Source organism: Streptomyces sp. NPDC093111 (assembly GCF_040683955.1).
Taxonomy (GTDB): domain Bacteria; phylum Actinomycetota; class Actinomycetes; order Streptomycetales; family Streptomycetaceae; genus Streptomyces.
Genome location: NZ_JBFBNW010000010.1, coordinates 324,928 through 341,504 on the forward strand (window position 1 = coordinate 324,928; position 16,577 = coordinate 341,504).

General features: G+C 69.4%; 11 protein-coding genes. 9 read left to right on the forward strand and 2 right to left on the reverse strand.

Translation table 11 applies throughout. The features are described 5' to 3' along the window. Window positions 1-22: 22 nt before the first annotated feature. Complete coding sequence (locus AB0Q96_RS19935) at window positions 23-3,841, reverse strand: GH92 family glycosyl hydrolase (protein WP_365327135.1); 3,819 nt, start codon at window positions 3,839-3,841, stop codon at window positions 23-25. 382 nt (window positions 3,842-4,223) lie between these two features. On the opposite strand from AB0Q96_RS19935, the gene ngcE reads away from it, so the two are divergent. The 9 genes from ngcE to AB0Q96_RS19980 all read left to right on the forward strand — a co-directional run bounded on the left by ngcE (window position 4,224) and on the right by AB0Q96_RS19980 (window position 16,213). Beyond that, entirely contained in the window at window positions 4,224-5,663 is a 1,440-nt protein-coding gene (gene ngcE / locus AB0Q96_RS19940; protein ID WP_365327137.1) for an N-acetylglucosamine/diacetylchitobiose ABC transporter substrate-binding protein, read from the forward strand. A gap of 44 nt (window positions 5,664-5,707) precedes the next feature. Beyond that, window positions 5,708-6,637 (forward strand): sugar ABC transporter permease, encoded by a 930-nt coding sequence (locus tag AB0Q96_RS19945; RefSeq protein WP_365327139.1) that lies wholly within the window; start codon window positions 5,708-5,710, stop codon window positions 6,635-6,637. Between the two features lie 14 nt (window positions 6,638-6,651). Continuing rightward, on the forward strand, window positions 6,652-7,605 hold the full coding sequence (locus tag AB0Q96_RS19950) for a carbohydrate ABC transporter permease (protein ID WP_365327141.1): 954 nt from the start codon (window positions 6,652-6,654) through the stop codon (window positions 7,603-7,605). A 157-nt stretch (window positions 7,606-7,762) separates the two neighbouring features. After that, window positions 7,763-8,974 (forward strand): ROK family transcriptional regulator, encoded by a 1,212-nt coding sequence (locus AB0Q96_RS19955; protein WP_365327143.1) that lies wholly within the window; start codon window positions 7,763-7,765, stop codon window positions 8,972-8,974. A gap of 131 nt (window positions 8,975-9,105) precedes the next feature. Beyond that, complete coding sequence (locus tag AB0Q96_RS19960; RefSeq protein WP_365327204.1) at window positions 9,106-10,197, forward strand: substrate-binding domain-containing protein; 1,092 nt, start codon at window positions 9,106-9,108, stop codon at window positions 10,195-10,197. Between the two features lie 151 nt (window positions 10,198-10,348). Beyond that, complete coding sequence (locus AB0Q96_RS19965; protein ID WP_365327145.1) at window positions 10,349-11,158, forward strand: ATP-binding cassette domain-containing protein; 810 nt, start codon at window positions 10,349-10,351, stop codon at window positions 11,156-11,158. Further along, window positions 11,155-12,456 (forward strand): sugar ABC transporter permease, encoded by a 1,302-nt coding sequence (locus AB0Q96_RS19970; RefSeq protein WP_365327147.1) that lies wholly within the window; start codon window positions 11,155-11,157, stop codon window positions 12,454-12,456. The genes AB0Q96_RS19965 and AB0Q96_RS19970 overlap by 4 nt, the downstream gene beginning before the upstream one ends. 200 nt (window positions 12,457-12,656) lie before the next feature. Beyond that, window positions 12,657-14,576, forward strand: coding sequence for a 1-deoxy-D-xylulose-5-phosphate synthase (gene dxs, locus AB0Q96_RS19975; protein WP_365327149.1), 1,920 nt, complete (start codon window positions 12,657-12,659; stop codon window positions 14,574-14,576). 158 nt (window positions 14,577-14,734) lie between these two features. Continuing rightward, window positions 14,735-16,213 carry an amino acid permease gene (locus AB0Q96_RS19980; RefSeq protein ID WP_365327206.1) on the forward strand — a complete coding sequence of 493 codons (1,479 nt, stop codon included), beginning with the start codon at window positions 14,735-14,737 and terminating at the stop codon, window positions 16,211-16,213. On the opposite strand, the gene AB0Q96_RS19985 is transcribed toward AB0Q96_RS19980, so the two are convergent. Further along, window positions 16,210-16,569 carry an NTP pyrophosphohydrolase gene (locus AB0Q96_RS19985; RefSeq protein ID WP_365327151.1) on the reverse strand — a complete coding sequence of 120 codons (360 nt, stop codon included), beginning with the start codon at window positions 16,567-16,569 and terminating at the stop codon, window positions 16,210-16,212. The genes AB0Q96_RS19980 and AB0Q96_RS19985 overlap by 4 nt on opposite strands. Window positions 16,570-16,577: the final 8 nt, after the last annotated feature.

Genomic DNA, 16,577 nt, shown 5'->3' on the forward strand with positions numbered 1-16,577 from the left:
CCTTACGCATGCGCCGGGACGGTCAGCCCAGCAGTTCCACCTCCGCCAGTTCGCCCGTCGCCACCAGGCGGTACCTCGCGTACGAGCCCGGCGCGGCCACCGTGAACACCCGGGTCTGCCGGTCCCACGCGAAGGACTCGCCCGCCCGCCGGTCCAGCTCCTTCCAGGTGACGCCGTCCGCCGAGCCCTGGAGCACCCAGCCCGCCGGCGCCTTCGCCCGGTCGGCGGAGGAGGTCAGCGTGTACTGGACGGCCTTCCCGGGCGCCGCCACCGGCAGCTCCACCGGGCCGGCCAGCGGCCCCGCCGTCGCCGAGGTGTCGTCGAAGAGCGCGCCCGCGCCCTTCACCAGGTCCGCCCGAGGCGTCGGCACCTCGTCGTCCCGGGTGACCGAGACCGGGGCGGCCGAGCGGCCGGTGCCCCACGCCGAGGGCTTCGCACCCATGTCGAACCTGAGCGTGCCGCCCTTCGCCAGCAGGTCGTGCGGCAGCGCCGTCGACGTCCACCGCTTCCCGTTCAGCTTCACGCCCTGCACGTAGATGTTCCGGGCGCTGTTGCGCGGCGCCTCCACGACCAGCGTGCGCCCGTTGTCCATCCGCACCGTCGCCTTCGTGAAGAGCGGCGAGCCGATCGCGTACTCCCCGCTGCCCATCACCAGCGGGTAGAAGCCGAGCGCCGAGAAGAGGAACCAGGCCGACTGCTCGCCGTTGTCCTCGTCGCCGTGGTAGCCCTGGCCGATCTCACTGCCGGTGTAGAGGCGGGAGAGGACCTCGCGGACCTTCTCGGCCGTCTTCCACGGCTGCCCGGCCGCGTCGTACATGTACGGCACGTGGTGGGCGACCTGGTTCGAGTGCCCGTACATGCCCATCCGCACGTCCCGCGCCTCGGTCATCTCGTGGATCACGCTGCCGTACGAGCCGGCGACGTCGGGGCTCGCCGTCTCGGGCGTCGAGAAGTAGGCGTCCAGCTTCTTCGCGAGGCCCGCCCGCCCGCCGTACAGGTTGGCCAGGCCCCGGGAGTCCTGCGGGGCGGTGAAGGCGTAGCCCCAGCCGTTGGTCTCCGTGTAGTCGTAGCCCCAGACGCGCGGGTCGTACGTCTCCGAGGGCAGCCGCCAGGCACCCTTGGCGTCCCGCCCCTGGAAGAAGCCGGCCTTCGCGTCGAAGAGCGAGACGTACTTCCGCGCCCGGTCGAGGAAGTACGCCGACTCCTCGCGGTAGCGCTTCTTGCCGGTCTTCTCGTAGAGGGCCCGGCCCATCTTCGCGATCCCGTAGTCGTTGAGGTACCCCTCCAGGGACCAGGACAGGCCCTCGTGGGTCTCCGTCGACGCGTAGCCGGTGAAGGGCGAGGTCTCCATGCCCTTGCGGCCGACGCCCCGGGTCGGCGCGACGACGGTGGCGTTCTTCAGGGCCGCCTCGTACGCCGCCTCCCCGTCGAAGTCCACGCCCTTCACGTACGCGTCCGCGAAGGCCACGTCCGAGGAGGTGCCGGTCATCAGGTCCGCGTAGCCGGGGGAGGACCAGCGGGAGATCCAGCCGCCGTCCTTGTACTGCTGCACGAAGCCGTCGACCAGCTCGCCCGCCTTGCGCGGGGTGAGGAACGAGTAGGCCGGCCAGGTCGTCCGGTAGGTGTCCCAGAAGCCGTTGTTGACGTACGCCTTGCCGTCGACGATCTTCGCGCCGGTACGGGTCGGGGTGTCGGCGCCGGTCGGGGCGGAGAAGGGGCTGGCGTACCGGTAGCCCGAACCCACCTTCTCGAAGCCGGAGTTGGGGTACAGGTACAGCCGGTAGAGGCTGGAGTAGAGGGTGACGAGCTGGTCGTGGCTCGCGCCCTCGACGGTGACCCGGCCGAGCACCTCGTCCCAGGCGTCCTGGGCCCGCTCCCGGACGGTGTCGAAACCGGTGCCCTCGGGGATCTCGTCGGCGAGGTTCGCCTTCGCCTGGTCGACGGAGATCAGCGAGGTCGCGATCCGCAGGCCGACCGTGCGGTCCGCGCCCGCGTCGAAGCGGAAGTGCCCCTTCACGCCCGGCTCGGCCGGCTTCCCGGAGCCGGTGACCGGCGCGTCGAAGATGCCGTACACGAACATCCGCCCGGCCCCGGTGGACAGCCCGCTCTTCACGTCGGACCAGCCGGTGAAGGAGCTCGTCGCCGGGTCCAGGGTGAGTCCGCCCTGGTCGGTGACGTTGTCGAAGACGACGCTCGCGTCGGCGCCGGGGTAGCTGAAGCGCATCGCCGCCGCGTGGTCGGTGGGCGCGATCTCCGCCTTCAGGCCGTTCTCGAACGTGACGCCGTAGTAGTGCGGGCGGGCCGTCTCGTTCTCGTGCCGGAAGGGCAGCGCCCGGGCCGTCCGGTCGGCCGGCGGGGCGCCGGCGGCGGCCGAGGGCATCAGCTGGAAGGTCTGCCGGTCGCCCATCCACGGGCTCGGCTCATGGCTCACCGACAGTGCCTGAAGGGTCGGCAGGTTGTCGGCGTTGTTGCTCCGCGCGTACTCGTACAGCCAGCTCTGGGAGGCCGAATTCGTCACCGGCGTCCAGAAGTTGAAGCCGTGCGGGACGGCCGTCGCCGGGAAGGTGTTGCCGCGCGAGAAGGAGCCCGAGGAGTTCGTACCGCGGGTCGTCGAGGCGTAGTCGGAGAGCCGGGCGAGCGGCCGCACCGGCGCCTTGGGGGCCAGGGAGAGGTCGTCGATCCAGCCCTGGAACTTCGCCGGGCCCTTGGGGGAGTCGTACGCCACGAGGATCCGGTCGACGGTCTTCCCGTTCGCGACCTCGCCGATCCGCGCGGCGACCTGGTTCCACTGGTTGACGTAGAGCCGCTTGGCGGCGCCCTGCCCCCGCGGGGTGAGGAGCCCGCCGTGCGTGTCGGTGGCGCCGAGCTCGCTCAGGTAGGTGCCGTCGGTGAAGGCCAGGTCGACGGCGACGTTCGTCGCCGGGTAGTTCAGGTCGGTCTCGTTCATCGCCGGGAAGATCCGGTACGCCAGCTCGGTGTTCCGGACGATCCGGACGTCGACGTCGAAGACCTTGTTGTACGACCAGGCCCGGCCCTCGCCCCGGTGGGTGCCGGCGTAGCGCAGCGCCCGCTTCCCGGTGAACCCGGCGCCCGCCTTGGCGGTGGGGGAGCCGCTGGGGCCGCGGTCCGGCTGGCTGCGCATCTCCTCGGGGACGGGCTGGGAGGTGTCACCGTTCGAGAACTGAACGTCGGCGAGCTGGGTCAGGCCCGCGCCGGCGTTCCTGGTGACCTCCAGGCGGTAGTGGGCGTACGCCGTGCCGCCGCCGCCCGCGAGGTCGTAGGAGCGGGTCTCGAAGCGCTTGGCGAAGGTCTCGCCCGCGCGCGTGTCGAGGACCGTCCACTCCTTGCCGTCCGCCGAGCCCTTGAGGGTCCAGTCGCGCGGATCGCGCTCGGCGGCGTCGTTGGCCGAGGTCAGCGCGTACGTCGCCAGCTTCACGGGCGCGTCGAGGTCGAACTCGATCCACGCGGTGGGTTCGAACACCAGCCACTTCGTGCCGGGTTGGAGGTCGGTCAGGTTCTCCTTGACCTCGCCGGACGACGCGTTCTCGCCGCTGGCGCGCAGCGTCGTCACGCGGTCGGTGACGTTGCCGGGGATGCCGGTGACGAATCCGCCGTCGACCCCGCTTGTCCGCTTCTTTCCGTCAGGGCCGACTTCGACGGTGTTCCGCCAGGTCGGCTGGGTTTCTTCCGCTTCGAAGGAGCTGGTGAACTCCCGTGCGGAGAAGCCCGATCGGCTCGATTGATCCGTTCCGCCCGGAAGCGCCTGAGCCACCGTGGGAGTGAGGCTCAGGACCAATGCCGCCGAGGCTGCCAGGGAGACCGCTCTGAGAGGGGGGCGCATGCCGTGTCGTCGCTCCTGCCACTGGATGTAGACAACGTTGTCATTCTCGCCGAGCAAGTCCCCAGGAGAATGCCAAGTGGCGGGTGGTGTCAAGGGTGTTGACGGCAAAATCGGGGAGGAAACGGGGCAGAAACGCCTCCGGCATCGCCCAGGTCTCAACTCGGAGACGACTCCCGGAGAAAGCTGGTTTCGATCTTGCTCCGGCGGCGGGAAGTGGACTATACCTGTCGGCGTCCCGCCCGTCGTATCGCTGAGCACGACGGCCCGACCCATGTACGACCCAGCTGCAATTGACCGCGGTGGCGGGGCCCTTCGCCTGAGGCGAATCTGTACGGGCGACCGGTACACCGCCTGAGTCCTGAATGAAGGCGAGGACTTGAGCATGGGATCCACCTCCGCCCAGAACCATGAGGGCCTCGGCCGTCGCGATCTGATCAAGCGTTCCGCCGCCCTCGGTCTGATCTCGGTGCCGACCATGAGTTTCCTGTCCGCGTGTGCCTCCAGTGGGGGCGACGACGCGGGCAAAGACAAGCCCAAGGGCGAGAAGACCAAGGACAACCCGTTCGGTGTCGCCAAGGGCGGCAAGATCGACGTGGTCGTCTTCAAGGGCGGGTACGGCGACGACTACGCCAAGGCGTGGGAGGCCAGCTTCAACAAGAAGTGGGACATCACCGCCACCCACACCGGCACCCAGGAGATCACCGGCAAGCTGCAGCCGCGCTTCAACGCGGGCAACCCGCCGGACATCGTCGACGACTCCGGCGCCCAGAAGATCAAGATCGACGTGCTGGCGAAGAACGGGCAGCTGCTCGACCTGGCCGAGATCCTCGACGCGCCGTCCGTCGACGACCCGTCCAAGAAGGTCCGCGACACCCTGATCCCCGGCACCGTCGACGCCGGCCTCCAGGAGGGCAAGGTCGTCGCCCTCAACTACATCTACACGGTGTGGGGCCTGTGGTACTCCGGCAAGCTCTTCAAGGAGAAGGGCTGGACCGAGCCCAAGACCTGGGACGAGTTCATGGCCATCTGCAAGCAGGCCACCGCCCAGGGCATCGGCGGACTCGCCCACCAGGGCAAGTACCCGTACTACATCAACGTCGCCATCATGGACCTGATCGCCAAGAAGGGCGGTCTGGAGGCCATGAAGGCCATCGACAACCTCGACCCCAAGGCGTTCGTCGGCTCCGCCGCGGCCAAGGAGGCCGTCGAGGCGGTCTACGAGCTGGTGGAGAAGGGCTACCTGATGGCCGGCACCAACGGCCTCACCCACACCGAGTCGCAGACCCGGTGGAACCAGTACAAGGCCGTCTTCATCACCTCCGGCTCCTGGCTGGAGAACGAGCAGCTCAAGCAGACCCCGGCCGACTTCGACATGAAGTTCATGCCGATGCCGCTGCTGCCCGGCAGCGCGATGCCGTACGAGGCCATCCGCGCCGGTTCCGGTGAGCCCTTCATCATCCCCTCCAAGGCCAAGAACCTGGCGGAGGCGAAGGAGTTCATGCGGATGATGCTCTCCAAGGAGTGGTCGACGCTCTTCGCCAAGGAGGCGAACTCCCTCACCATCCTCGCGGACGGCGTGGACCCGAGCGTCAAGCTGCGCCCCGGCACCCAGTCGACGGTCGTGGCCTCCAAGGCGGCCGGCACCAACACGTTCCGCTACCTGTACACCGAGTGGTACAGCGAGATGGACACCGAGATCCAGAACGCCTCCAACGAGCTCATGGCCAAGCGCATCCAGCCGGCCGAGTGGCTCAAGCGGGCCCAGGCCGCCGTCGACAAGGCCGCCAAGGACCCGGCGTCCAAGAAGAACCACCGCGACTGACCGCGACCGCGTAGCACACCGGGGACATCAGGGACAGGAACGCCATGCGCAAAGGGCAGTACCAGTTCGTCACGGGATTTCTCTTCGTACCCGTGGCCCTCTATCTGGTCTTCGTCATCTGGCCGTACATCCAGACGATCGGCTACTCGCTGACCGACTGGAAGGGCCAGTCGCAGACCTTCTCCTTCGTCGGACTCGACAACTACGTCGCCCTGTTCCAGGACGACGTCTTCCTGGGAGCGATCTGGCACAACGTCCTGTTCCTGGTGTTCATCCCGGTGATCACCATCCTGCTCGCCCTCTTCCTCGCCTTCATGGTGAACGCGGGCGGGCGGGGCAAGGCCGGCGGCGTCGCGGGCGTCGCCGGATCCAAGTTCTACAAGGTCGTCTACTTCTTCCCGCAGGTGCTCTCGCTGGCGATCCTCGCGGTGCTCTTCGGCGCCGTGTACCGCAGCGACACCGGCGGCATGCTCAACGGCCTGCTGCTCAAACTGGGCCTCATCGACGCCGCCGAGCCGATCGAGTGGCTGAACGAGCCCAACTTCGTCCTGTGGGCGCTCATGGCGGTCGTCGTCTGGCACGGGGTCGGCTTCTACCTGGTGCTGTTCTCCGCCGCCATGCAGTCCATCCCCCGGGACATCTACGAGGCGGCGCTGATCGACGGCGCCGGCCGCGCCCAGTCCTTCTTCCGCATCACCCTGCCGCTGCTGTGGGACTCGGTGCAGACCGCCTGGGTCTACCTCGGCATCGTCGCCATGGACATGTTCGTCCTGGTCTCCACGATGACCTCGGGAGACTACGGCGGTGGCCCCGACCACCACAGCGAGACCATGTCGACGGTCATGATGCGCAACTTCCTCTACTTCGGGAAGAGCGGTTACGCCTGCGCCATGGGCGTGGTCATGCTGCTCCTCACCCTGATCGTGTCCGTGGTCACGCTGCGCGCCACCCGCCGCGAGCGCCTCGAGTTCTGAGCGGGAGAACGACGATGACTGCACCCATCCAGAAGTCCGACGCGAGCCCGGCCGACGGCACGGGCGGGGGCTCCGTGCCCCGGCAGCGCGCGGCGCGCAAGGACCACACGCCGGCCCCGGGCCCCGCCCGCGAGGGCGTCGTCCTCAACGTCTTCTCGCACGGCTTCCTCGCCGTGTGGGCCCTGCTGATCGTGCTGCCGCTGCTGTGGCTCGTGCTCAGCTCCTTCAAGACCGACTCCCAGATCGCCGGATCGGCCTTCGGCTGGCCGGCCAACTGGTCGCTGGACGTCTTCGGGCGGGCCTGGAGCAAGGGCATCGGCGACTACTTCGTGAACACCGTGATCGTCCTGGTGTTCTCGGTGCCGCTGACCATGCTCTTCGGCTCCATGGCCGCGTACGTCCTGGCCCGCTACCAGTTCTGGGGCAACCGGGTCATCTACTACTTCTTCGTCGCCGGCGCGATGTTCCCGGTCTTCCTGGCGCTGGTCCCGCTCTTCTTCATGGTGAAGATGCTCGGGATGCTCAACACGTACCAGGGCCTGATCCTGGTGTACGTCGCCTACTCGATGCCCTTCACCGTCTTCTTCATGCACTCCTTCTTCAGGACCCTGCCGACGGCGGTCTTCGAGGCGGCGATCCTGGACGGGGCCTCGCACACCCGGGCCTTCTTCCAGGTGATGCTGCCGATGGCCAAGCCGGGCCTGCTCAGCGTGGGCATCTTCAACACGCTGGGGCAGTGGAACCAGTTCGTCCTGCCGACCGTGCTGATGCAGCCGCAGAGCGGTGACGACCCCGAGCGGTACGTGCTCACCCAGGGCCTGATCCAGCTCCAGCAGCAGCAGGGGTACGAGACCGACCTGCCGGTGCTCTTCGCCGGCGTCACCATCGCCATGATCCCGATGCTGGTGGTCTACCTGTCCTTCCAGCGGCAGGTCCAGGCGGGTCTCACTTCGGCCACGCTCAAGTAACGACAGACCGCGCGCGGAGGTCCGGTCCCGGGGAGTCCACCCCGGGACCGGACCTTTTGCGTCCGCTTTCGGCTACCGTCGAGGACTTGACGGCGACAAGCCCTACGAAGGAGCTTGGAGTTCATAACTTGTACACGTCGTAGGGTGGAGAGAGTCAATGGAGACTCCGGGGTCGCAGTCATCGCTGCACCGGGCCAATCTGGAGCGGGTCGTCCGGGCTGTTCGGATGGCCGGATCGCTCACCCAGGCGGAGATCGCCCGGGCGACGGGCCTGTCCGCCGCCACGGTCTCCAACATCGTGCGGGAGCTGAAGGACGGCGGGACCGTCGAGGTCACCCCGACCTCCGCGGGCGGCCGCCGGGCCCGCAGCGTCTCGCTCAGCGGCGACGCGGGCATCGTCATCGGCGTCGACTTCGGCCACACGCACCTGCGGGTCGCGGTCGGCAACCTGGCCCACCAGGTGCTCGCCGAGGAGGCCGAGCCGCTGGACGTGGACGCCTCCGCCGCGGAGGGCTTCGACCGGGCCGAGCAGCTGGTCACCCGGCTGATCGCGGCCACCGGCATCGGCCGGGACAAGGTCGTCGGTGTCGGCCTCGGCGTGCCGGGCCCCATCGACGTGTCCTCGGGCACCCTGGGCTCCACCTCGATCCTGCCGGGCTGGAGCGGGATCAACCCCGCCGAGGAGCTCTCCGCGCGCCTGGGCGTCCCCGTGCACGTCGACAACGACGCCAACCTCGGCGCCCTCGGCGAGCTGGTCTGGGGCAGCGGCCGGGGCGTGAAGGACCTCGCGTACATCAAGGTCGCCAGCGGTGTCGGCGCCGGGCTCGTGATCGACGGGCGGGTCTACCGGGGCCCGGGCGGCACGGCCGGCGAGATCGGCCACATCACCCTGGACGAGTCCGGGCCGGTCTGCCGCTGCGGCAACCGCGGCTGCCTGGAGACCTTCACCGCCGCCCGCTACGTGCTGCCCCTGCTCCAGTCGAGCCACGGCCCCGACCTGACCATGGAGCGGGTGGTCCAGCTGGCCCGCGAGGGCGACCCCGGCTGCCGGCGCGTGATCGCCGACGTCGGGCGCCACATCGGCAGCGGCATCGCCAACCTCTGCAATCTCTTGAACCCGAGCCGGGTGATCCTCGGCGGCGACCTGGCCGAGGCCGGCGAGCTGGTCCTGGCGCCCATCAGGGACTCCGTCTCGCGCTACGCCATCCCCAGCGCCGCCCGCCAGCTGTCGCTGGCCCAGGGGGCACTGGGCGGCCGCGCCGAAGTGCTCGGGGCGCTCGCCCTCGTGCTCAGCGAAATGGGCGATTCGACGCTTTTGGAGGGGGGCGCCGCGGGCACCCCGAACAGGGCCACGCTTGCGTTCACTTAGATAACGGATGGCACCGTTGTCATCTCGTTAAGGATTTACTCCTTGACGTCGACCCTGCGGCCGAGTTGACTTCCAGCCACCTCGGCCGCAACGTCGCGGCCTCGTCAGGGAGGCAACCCCACATGAACGCAATGACGCGTCGCGTCGTCATAGGCACGGCCGCGGTTTCCATGGCCCTCTCCCTCGCCGCCTGTGGTCAGGCCGGCGACAACGGGTCCGGCGATGCGAACGGCGGCGACGGCAAGACCATCGGTCTGCTGCTTCCGGAGAACAAGACCACGCGCTACGAGACCTTCGACCGCCCGATCATCGAGGCGAAGATCAAGGCCCTCTGCTCCGACTGCGAGGTCAAGTACAACAACGCCGCGCAGGACACCGAGACGCAGAAGAAGCAGTTCGACGCGCTCGTCACCCAGGGCGTGAAGGTCATCATCCTGGACTCGGTCGACTACAAGGCCACCAAGTCCTGGGTGCAGCAGGCCGAGAAGAAGGGCGTCAAGGTGGTCGCGTACGACCGCCTGGCCGAGGGCCCGATCTCCGCCTACGTCTCGTACGACAACGAGAAGATCGGCCGCCTCCAGGGCGAGGCCCTGGTGAAGGCGCTCGGCGCCAAGGCCAAGGAAGCCAACGTTGTCATGATCAACGGCTCGCCGACCGACCCGAACGCCCCGCTGTTCAAGAAGGGCGCCCACAGCGTCCTCGACGGCGGAGTGAAGAAGGTCGTCTACGAGCAGGACATCCCCGACTGGTCCCCGGACGAGGCCAACAAGAAGATGGGCGCCGCCATCGACTCGCTGGGCAAGGCGGGCTTCCAGGGCGTCTACTCCGCCAACGACGGCATGGCCGGCGGCATCATCACCGCCCTCAACAAGCAGGGCGTCAAGGTCCCGGTCGGCGGTCAGGACGCCGAACTCGCGGGTCTGCAGCGGATCCTGAAGGGCGATCAGTCCTTCACCATCTACAAGCAGATCAAGCCCGAGGCCGAGACCACCGCGGAGATCGCGGTCAAGCTCCTCAAGGGCGAGAAGATCGACGACCTCGTCCCGGTGAAGGTCACCAGCCTCACCGGCGAGTTCAAGGACATCCCCGCCAAGCTGTACGACGCGCAGGTCGTGACCAAGGAGAACATCGCCTCCACGATCATCGCCGACAACGTCTACAAGGCGGCCGACATCTGCACCGCCGAGTACAAGGCGGCCTGCGAGGCGGCGGGCATCAAGTAGCCCGCCCAGCCCCCCACGGAAGACCGTCCGGCGCCTCCCGCCCCGTTCCACGCCCCGCAAGCGGGGGCGGGGCGCCGGACTCCCTCGCGGTTCCCGCAGTACTCCGCAGCACTTCTCGCACCACATCCCCGCCGGTCAGGCGGCGAAGGAGATGATTCACGTGTCCGCTACGCCCGTGCTGGCGTTGCGCGGGGTCTCCAAGCGGTTCGGCGCCGTCCAGGTGCTCACCGATGTCGATCTGGAGATCCACGCCGGAGAGGTCGTCGCCCTGGTGGGCGACAACGGCGCCGGCAAGTCGACCCTCGTCAAGACGATCTCGGGTGTGCACCCGATCGACGAGGGCACCATCGAATGGGACGGCCGCCCCGTCCAGATCACCCGGCCCCACGACTCCCAGAACCTCGGGGTCGCCACCGTCTACCAGGACCTGGCGCTCTGCGACAACCTCGACGTCGTCGCCAACCTCTTCCTCGGCAGCGAGCTCAGCTCCGCCCGGGTGCTCGACGAGATCGCCATGGAGAAGCGCGCCCGGGAGCTCCTGGACACCCTGTCCATCCGCATCCCCTCGGTCCGCATCCCCGTCGCCGCCCTCTCCGGCGGCCAGCGGCAGGTCGTGGCCATCGCCCGCGCCCTGATCGGCGACCCGAAGATCGTCATCCTCGACGAGCCCACCGCCGCCCTCGGCGTCGAGCAGACCGCCCAGGTGCTCGACCTGGTGGAGCGGCTGCGCGAGCGCGGCCACGGCGTCATCCTCATCAGCCACAACATGGCCGACGTCCGCGCCGTCGCGGACAAGGTCGCGGTGCTCCGCCTCGGCCGCAACAACGGTGTCTTCGACGTCGAGGACACCACCCACGAGACGATCATCGCCGCCATCACCGGTGCCACGGACAACGCCGTGACCCGCAGGCAGGCCCGTACGGCAGCCGCCGGGAACGACGAGAAGGGGGCCGCCAAGTGAGCGACCTCGCCAAGACCCCCGAAGCCCCCGAGGCCCCCGAGACGCCCGCCGAGGCGTCCGCGGCGCCCGTCCCGGCGGTCGACCCCCGCCTCCTCGTGCGCGAGGAGGGCTTCAAGGGCTACTGGACCGAGTTCAGCCGCAAGATACGCGGCGGCGAGCTCGGCTCCCTCCCCGTGATCCTGGGACTGATCGTCATCGCGATCGTCTTCCAGATCCAGAACGCGAACTTCCTCTCCGCGAGCTCCGTCGCCAACGTCGCGGTGTACGCCTCCGGCCTCGGCATCATGGCCGTCGGCATCGTGTTCGTCCTCGTCCTCGGCGAGATCGACCTGTCGATGGGCTCCGTCGCCGGCGTCGGCGCGGCCGTCTGGGCGGGCCTCCAGGTCAGCAACGGTATGAACCAGTGGCTGTCCATCGTGCTCGCGGTGCTCGCCGGCACCGCCATCGGCGCGCTGCACGGCTTCTTCTTCGCCAAGATCGGCGTTCCCGCGTTCGTCGTCACCCTGGCGGGCTTCCTCGGCTGGATGGGCTTCCAGGAGTGGCTCATGGGCGGCGAGGGCTCCATCAACACGCCGTCCGGCAGCGTGGTGGAGAACCTCACCAACTACTTCTTCGCCGACAAGATCGCCGCCTACGGCCTGGCCCTGGTCGCCGTCGCCGCGTACCTGTTCTCGCTCCTGCGCGACAGCCGCCGCCGCAAGGCCGCCCAGCTCCCGGCCCGCCCGATCGCCGAGATCGTGCTGCGCACCGCCGTCGTCGCCGTCCTGGTCCTCGTCGTCGCGTACGTCATGAACGAGCCCGCCGGCGCCCGCGGCCTGCCGCTCGCCCTGGTGCTGTTCCTGGCCGTCCTGGTGATCGCCGACTTCGTGGCCCGCCGCACCCTGTTCGGCCGCAAGGTCTTCGCGGTCGGCGGCAACGCCGAGGCGGCCCGCCGCGCCGGCATCAACGTGGACCGGGTCCGGATCGCCGTCTTCGCGATCTCCGGCACCCTCGCCTCCTTCGGCGGCCTGTTCATCGCGAGCCTCTCCGGCGGAGCGACCAAGAGCCTCGGCGGCGGCAACACGCTGATGCTGGTCATCGCCGCGGCCGTGATCGGCGGCACCAGCCTCTTCGGCGGCCGGGGCAAGGTCTGGTCCGCGCTCCTGGGCATGGTCGTGATCCAGTCGATCCAGCAGGGCCTGAACATGATCGGCATGTCCAACGCGATCCAGAACATGATCACCGGCGCGGTGCTCCTCGCCGCCGTCGTGATCGACTCGGTCTCCCGCCGTACGCAGAAGACCGCCGGGCGCGCGTAACGCTCGCCACACTCCGCCCGGCGCCGAGAACCGGCGCCGGGCGCTGCTGCGTCCGGAGCAGTGCACCGGCCGTGCGGATCAGCGGTGTGTCGGCCATCAGGGTGGCGCCCGATCGCCCGGCCCGATGCCCACGATCCAAGACGGAACATTAGACTCGACAAATCGGCAAGCTCGACCAGCTCAAACGCAAGGAGGCACGGGTGGCTCTGCTGACCCGTATCAGGGGACCGCGAGATCTGGACCGGCTCTCCTCGGAGCAGCTGGACCAGCTGGCCGGAGAGATCAGGTCGTTCCTCGTGGACGCCGTCTCCAAGACCGGCGGGCACCTCGGCCCCAATCTGGGTGTGGTCGAGCTGACCATCGCCCTGCACCGCGTCTTCGACTCGCCCAAGGACAAGGTGCTCTTCGACACCGGGCACCAGAGTTACGTCCACAAGCTGCTCACCGGGCGTCAGGACTTCTCCAAGCTCAAGATGAAGGGCGGCCTGTCCGGCTACCCCTCGCAGGCGGAGTCCGACCACGACGTGATCGAGAACTCGCACGCCTCGACCGTCCTCGGCTGGGCCGACGGACTGGCCAAGGCCAACGAGATCCTCCGCAAGGACGACCACGTCGTCGCGGTGATCGGCGACGGCGCGCTCACCGGCGGCATGGCCTGGGAGGCGCTCAACAACATCGCCGCGGCCAAGGACCGGCCGCTCGTCATCGTCGTCAACGACAACGAGCGTTCCTACGCCCCCACCATCGGCGGCCTCGCCAACCACCTGGCGACCCTGCGCACCACCGACGGATACGAGCGCTTCCTCGCCCGCGGCAAGGACATCCTGGAGCGCACCCCGGTCGTCGGGAAGCCGCTCTACGAGACCCTGCACGGCGCCAAGAAGGGCCTCAAGGACTTCATCGCCCCGCAGGGCATGTTCGAGGACCTCGGACTGAAGTACGTCGGCCCCATCGACGGGCACGACATCGAGGCCCTGGAGTCCGCCCTGACCCGCGCCAAGCGGTTCGGCGGCCCGGTCATCGTGCACTGCCTCACCGAGAAGGGCCGCGGCTACCAGCCGGCCCTCCAGGACGAGGCCGACCGCTTCCACGCCGTCGGCAAGATCCACCCCGACACCGGTCTGCCGATCGCCTCCTCCGGCGCCGACTGGACCAGCGTCTTCGGCCAGGAGATGGTCGAGCTCGGCAAGGAGCGCGAGGACATCGTCGCGATCACCGCGGCCATGCTCCAGCCCGTCGGCCTCGACAAGTTCGCCAAGGCCTTCCCCGAGCGGGTGTTCGACGTCGGCATCGCCGAGCAGCACGCCGCGGTCTCCGCGGCCGGCCTCGCCACCGGCGGCCTCCACCCGGTCTTCGCGGTCTACGCGACCTTCCTCAACCGGGCCTTCGACCAGGTCCTGATGGACGTGGCCCTGCACAAGTGCGGCGTCACCTTCGTCCTGGACCGGGCCGGCGTCACCGGTACCGACGGCGCCTCCCACAACGGCATGTGGGACATGTCGATCCTCCAGGTCGTGCCCGGCCTGCGGCTCGCCGCCCCGCGCGACGCCGACCAGGTCCGCGCCCAGCTGCGCGAGGCCGTCGAGGTCACCGACGCCCCCACCGTGGTCCGCTTCTCCAAGGGCGCGGTCGGCCCGGCCGTCCCCGCGCTGCGCCGCGTCGGCGGCATGGACGTGCTCCGCGAGCCGGACAGCGCCGCGCCCGACGTCCTCCTGGTCTCGGTCGGCGCCCTCGCTCCGATGTGCCTGGAGATCGCCGACCTCCTCGACAAGCAGGGCATCTCCACCACCGTGGTCGACCCCCGCTGGGTCAAGCCGGTCGACGAGGCCCTCGCCCCGCTCGCCGAGCAGCACCGCGTGGTCGTCACCGTCGAGGACAACAGCCGCGTCGGCGGTGTCGGCTCCGCCGTCGCCCAGGCGCTGCGCGACGCGGGCGTGGACGTCCCGCTGCGCGACTTCGGCATCCCGCCGCGCTTCCTCGACCACGCCTCGCGCGGCGAGGTCATGGCCGAGATCGGGCTCACCGCCCCGGACATCGCGCGCCAGGTCACCGGCCTGGTGTCGCGCCTCGACGGGCGCTTCGAATCCAGCGCCAAGGCCGTGGAGCCCGCCCGGGACTGACCCGCCGGGACCTCACCCAGCGTCACCTTTGGGCCGGTCGGCTCACTCTTCGGAGTGCCGACCGGCCCTTTCGCGTGCATTCTGGCCGGAGGGCGGGCAGCCCACTGGCAGGAGGTGCGACGGTGAGTACGGACCAGCAGCCACGCGCGAGTTCAGGGATGTTCCGGACCAAGTCGGTCGAGCAGTCGATCCGCGACACGGAGGAACCGGAGCACGCCCTCAGGAAGTCCCTCTCCGCCTGGGACCTGACGGTCTTCGGCGTGGGCGTCATCATCGGCACCGGCATCTTCGTCCTCACCGGCAAGGTCGCCAAGGAGAACGCGGGGCCGGCCACCGCCCTCGCCTTCGTCGCCGCCGGCATCGTCTGCGCCCTGGCCGCCCTGTGCTACGCGGAGTTCGCCTCCACCGTGCCGGTGGCGGGCTCGGCGTACACCTTCGCGTACGCCTCCATCGGCGAGCTGCCGGCCTGGATCATCGGCTGGGACCTCGTCCTGGAGTTCGCGCTCGGCACCGCCGTCGTCGCCGTCGGCTGGTCCGGGTACGTGCGCTCGCTCATGGACAACATCGGCTGGCACCTGCCGGCCGCGCTCGAAGGCCCCGACGTGGCGGGCGGCACCTTCGACATCCTCGCCTTCCTGCTGGTCCTGGTGCTCACCGCGGTCCTCGTCCTCGGCATGAAGCTGTCCGCCCGGATCACCGCCGTCGTCGTCGCCATCAAGGTGACCGTCGTGATGATCGTCATCATCGCGGGCCTGTTCTTCATCGTCGGCGACAACTACAAGCCGTTCATCCCGCCGGCCATCACCCCGCCCGGCGGCGGCTCCGGCTGGACCGAGCCGCTGGTCCAGCTCATGTTCGGCTACGAGCCGACCAACTTCGGCGTCATGGGCATCTTCACCGCCGCCTCCGTCGTCTTCTTCGCCTTCATCGGCTTCGACGTGGTCGCCACCGCCGCCGAGGAGACCAAGCTGCCGCAGCGCGACATGCCCCGCGGCATCCTCGGCTCACTGCTCATCTGCACCGTCCTGTACGTGGCCGTCGCGCTCGTCGTCACCGGCATGCAGAAGTACACCGAGCTCTCCACCAGCGCCCCGCTCGCCGACGCCTTCAAGGCCGTGGGCCACCCGTTCTACGCGGGCGTCATCAGCTTCGGCGCCGCCATCGGCCTCACCACCGTCTGCCTCATCCTGCTGCTCGGCCAGACCCGGGTGTTCTTCGCGATGAGCCGCGACGGGCTGCTGCCCCGCTTCTTCTCCATCACGCACCCCCGGTTCAGGACCCCGTACCGGCCGACCGTCCTGCTCGGCGCGATCATCGCCGTCGTCGCGGGCTTCACCAGCATCAACGAGCTGGCCACCCTGGTGAACATCGGCACCCTCTTCGCCTTCGTGGTGGTCGCCGCCGGCGTGATGGTGCTCCGCCGCACCCGCCCCGACCTGGAGCGCGCCTTCCGCACCCCCTGGGTGCCGCTGCTGCCGATCGTCTCGATCGCCGCCTCGGTCTGGCTGATGCTCAACCTGCCCGCCGAGACCTGGTTCCGCTTCGCCGTCTGGATGCTGATCGGCTTCGTCGTCTACTTCCTGTACGGACGCCGGCACAGCCGCCTCGGCAAGGCGGGCAGGGACGCCACCTACTAGCCACCGGGGAGGCTGCGGGGCCCCGCACACCGGGCGCCCGTCCCCTCCACCCGGCGCCGCAGCTCCCGGTCGGCCGTGATCACCAGACACGGCCGGCCGGCCGCGTTCCGGGCCAGCTCCACGATCAGGTCGTCGCCGCTGCCGGGCGCCTCCTCGACCCGTACCCCCGGCACCGGGGCCACGCCCCGGGCCCGGCCCTCCACCACGAGCACGATCTCGTACGGTCCGCCCTCGGCCGGCCCGCCGTGCGCGGCGAGCCGGTCCCGCAGACGCTCGGCGGCCCCGCGCCGGTCCTTCCACCACCCATCGGGCACGGACCCGACCACATTCGCCCCGTCGACGATCAGAAGCTCCATGCGCACAG

Excerpts from the sequence above, each read along its gene's own strand:
- AB0Q96_RS19985 (WP_365327151.1), bottom strand. The coding sequence starts at position 16,569 with ATGGAGCTTCTGATCGTCGACGGGGCGAATGTGGTCGGGTCCGTGCCC.
- AB0Q96_RS19965 (WP_365327145.1), top strand. The coding sequence starts at position 10,349 with ATGATTCACGTGTCCGCTACGCCCGTGCTGGCGTTGCGCGGGGTCTCC.
- AB0Q96_RS19960 (WP_365327204.1), top strand. The coding sequence starts at position 9,106 with ATGACGCGTCGCGTCGTCATAGGCACGGCCGCGGTTTCCATGGCCCTC.
- AB0Q96_RS19950 (WP_365327141.1), top strand. The coding sequence starts at position 6,652 with ATGACTGCACCCATCCAGAAGTCCGACGCGAGCCCGGCCGACGGCACG.
- AB0Q96_RS19945 (WP_365327139.1), top strand. The coding sequence starts at position 5,708 with ATGCGCAAAGGGCAGTACCAGTTCGTCACGGGATTTCTCTTCGTACCC.
- AB0Q96_RS19980 (WP_365327206.1), top strand. The coding sequence starts at position 14,735 with ATGTTCCGGACCAAGTCGGTCGAGCAGTCGATCCGCGACACGGAGGAA.
- ngcE (WP_365327137.1), top strand. The coding sequence starts at position 4,224 with ATGGGATCCACCTCCGCCCAGAACCATGAGGGCCTCGGCCGTCGCGAT.
- AB0Q96_RS19935 (WP_365327135.1), bottom strand. The coding sequence starts at position 3,841 with ATGCGCCCCCCTCTCAGAGCGGTCTCCCTGGCAGCCTCGGCGGCATTG.
- AB0Q96_RS19955 (WP_365327143.1), top strand. The coding sequence starts at position 7,763 with ATGGAGACTCCGGGGTCGCAGTCATCGCTGCACCGGGCCAATCTGGAG.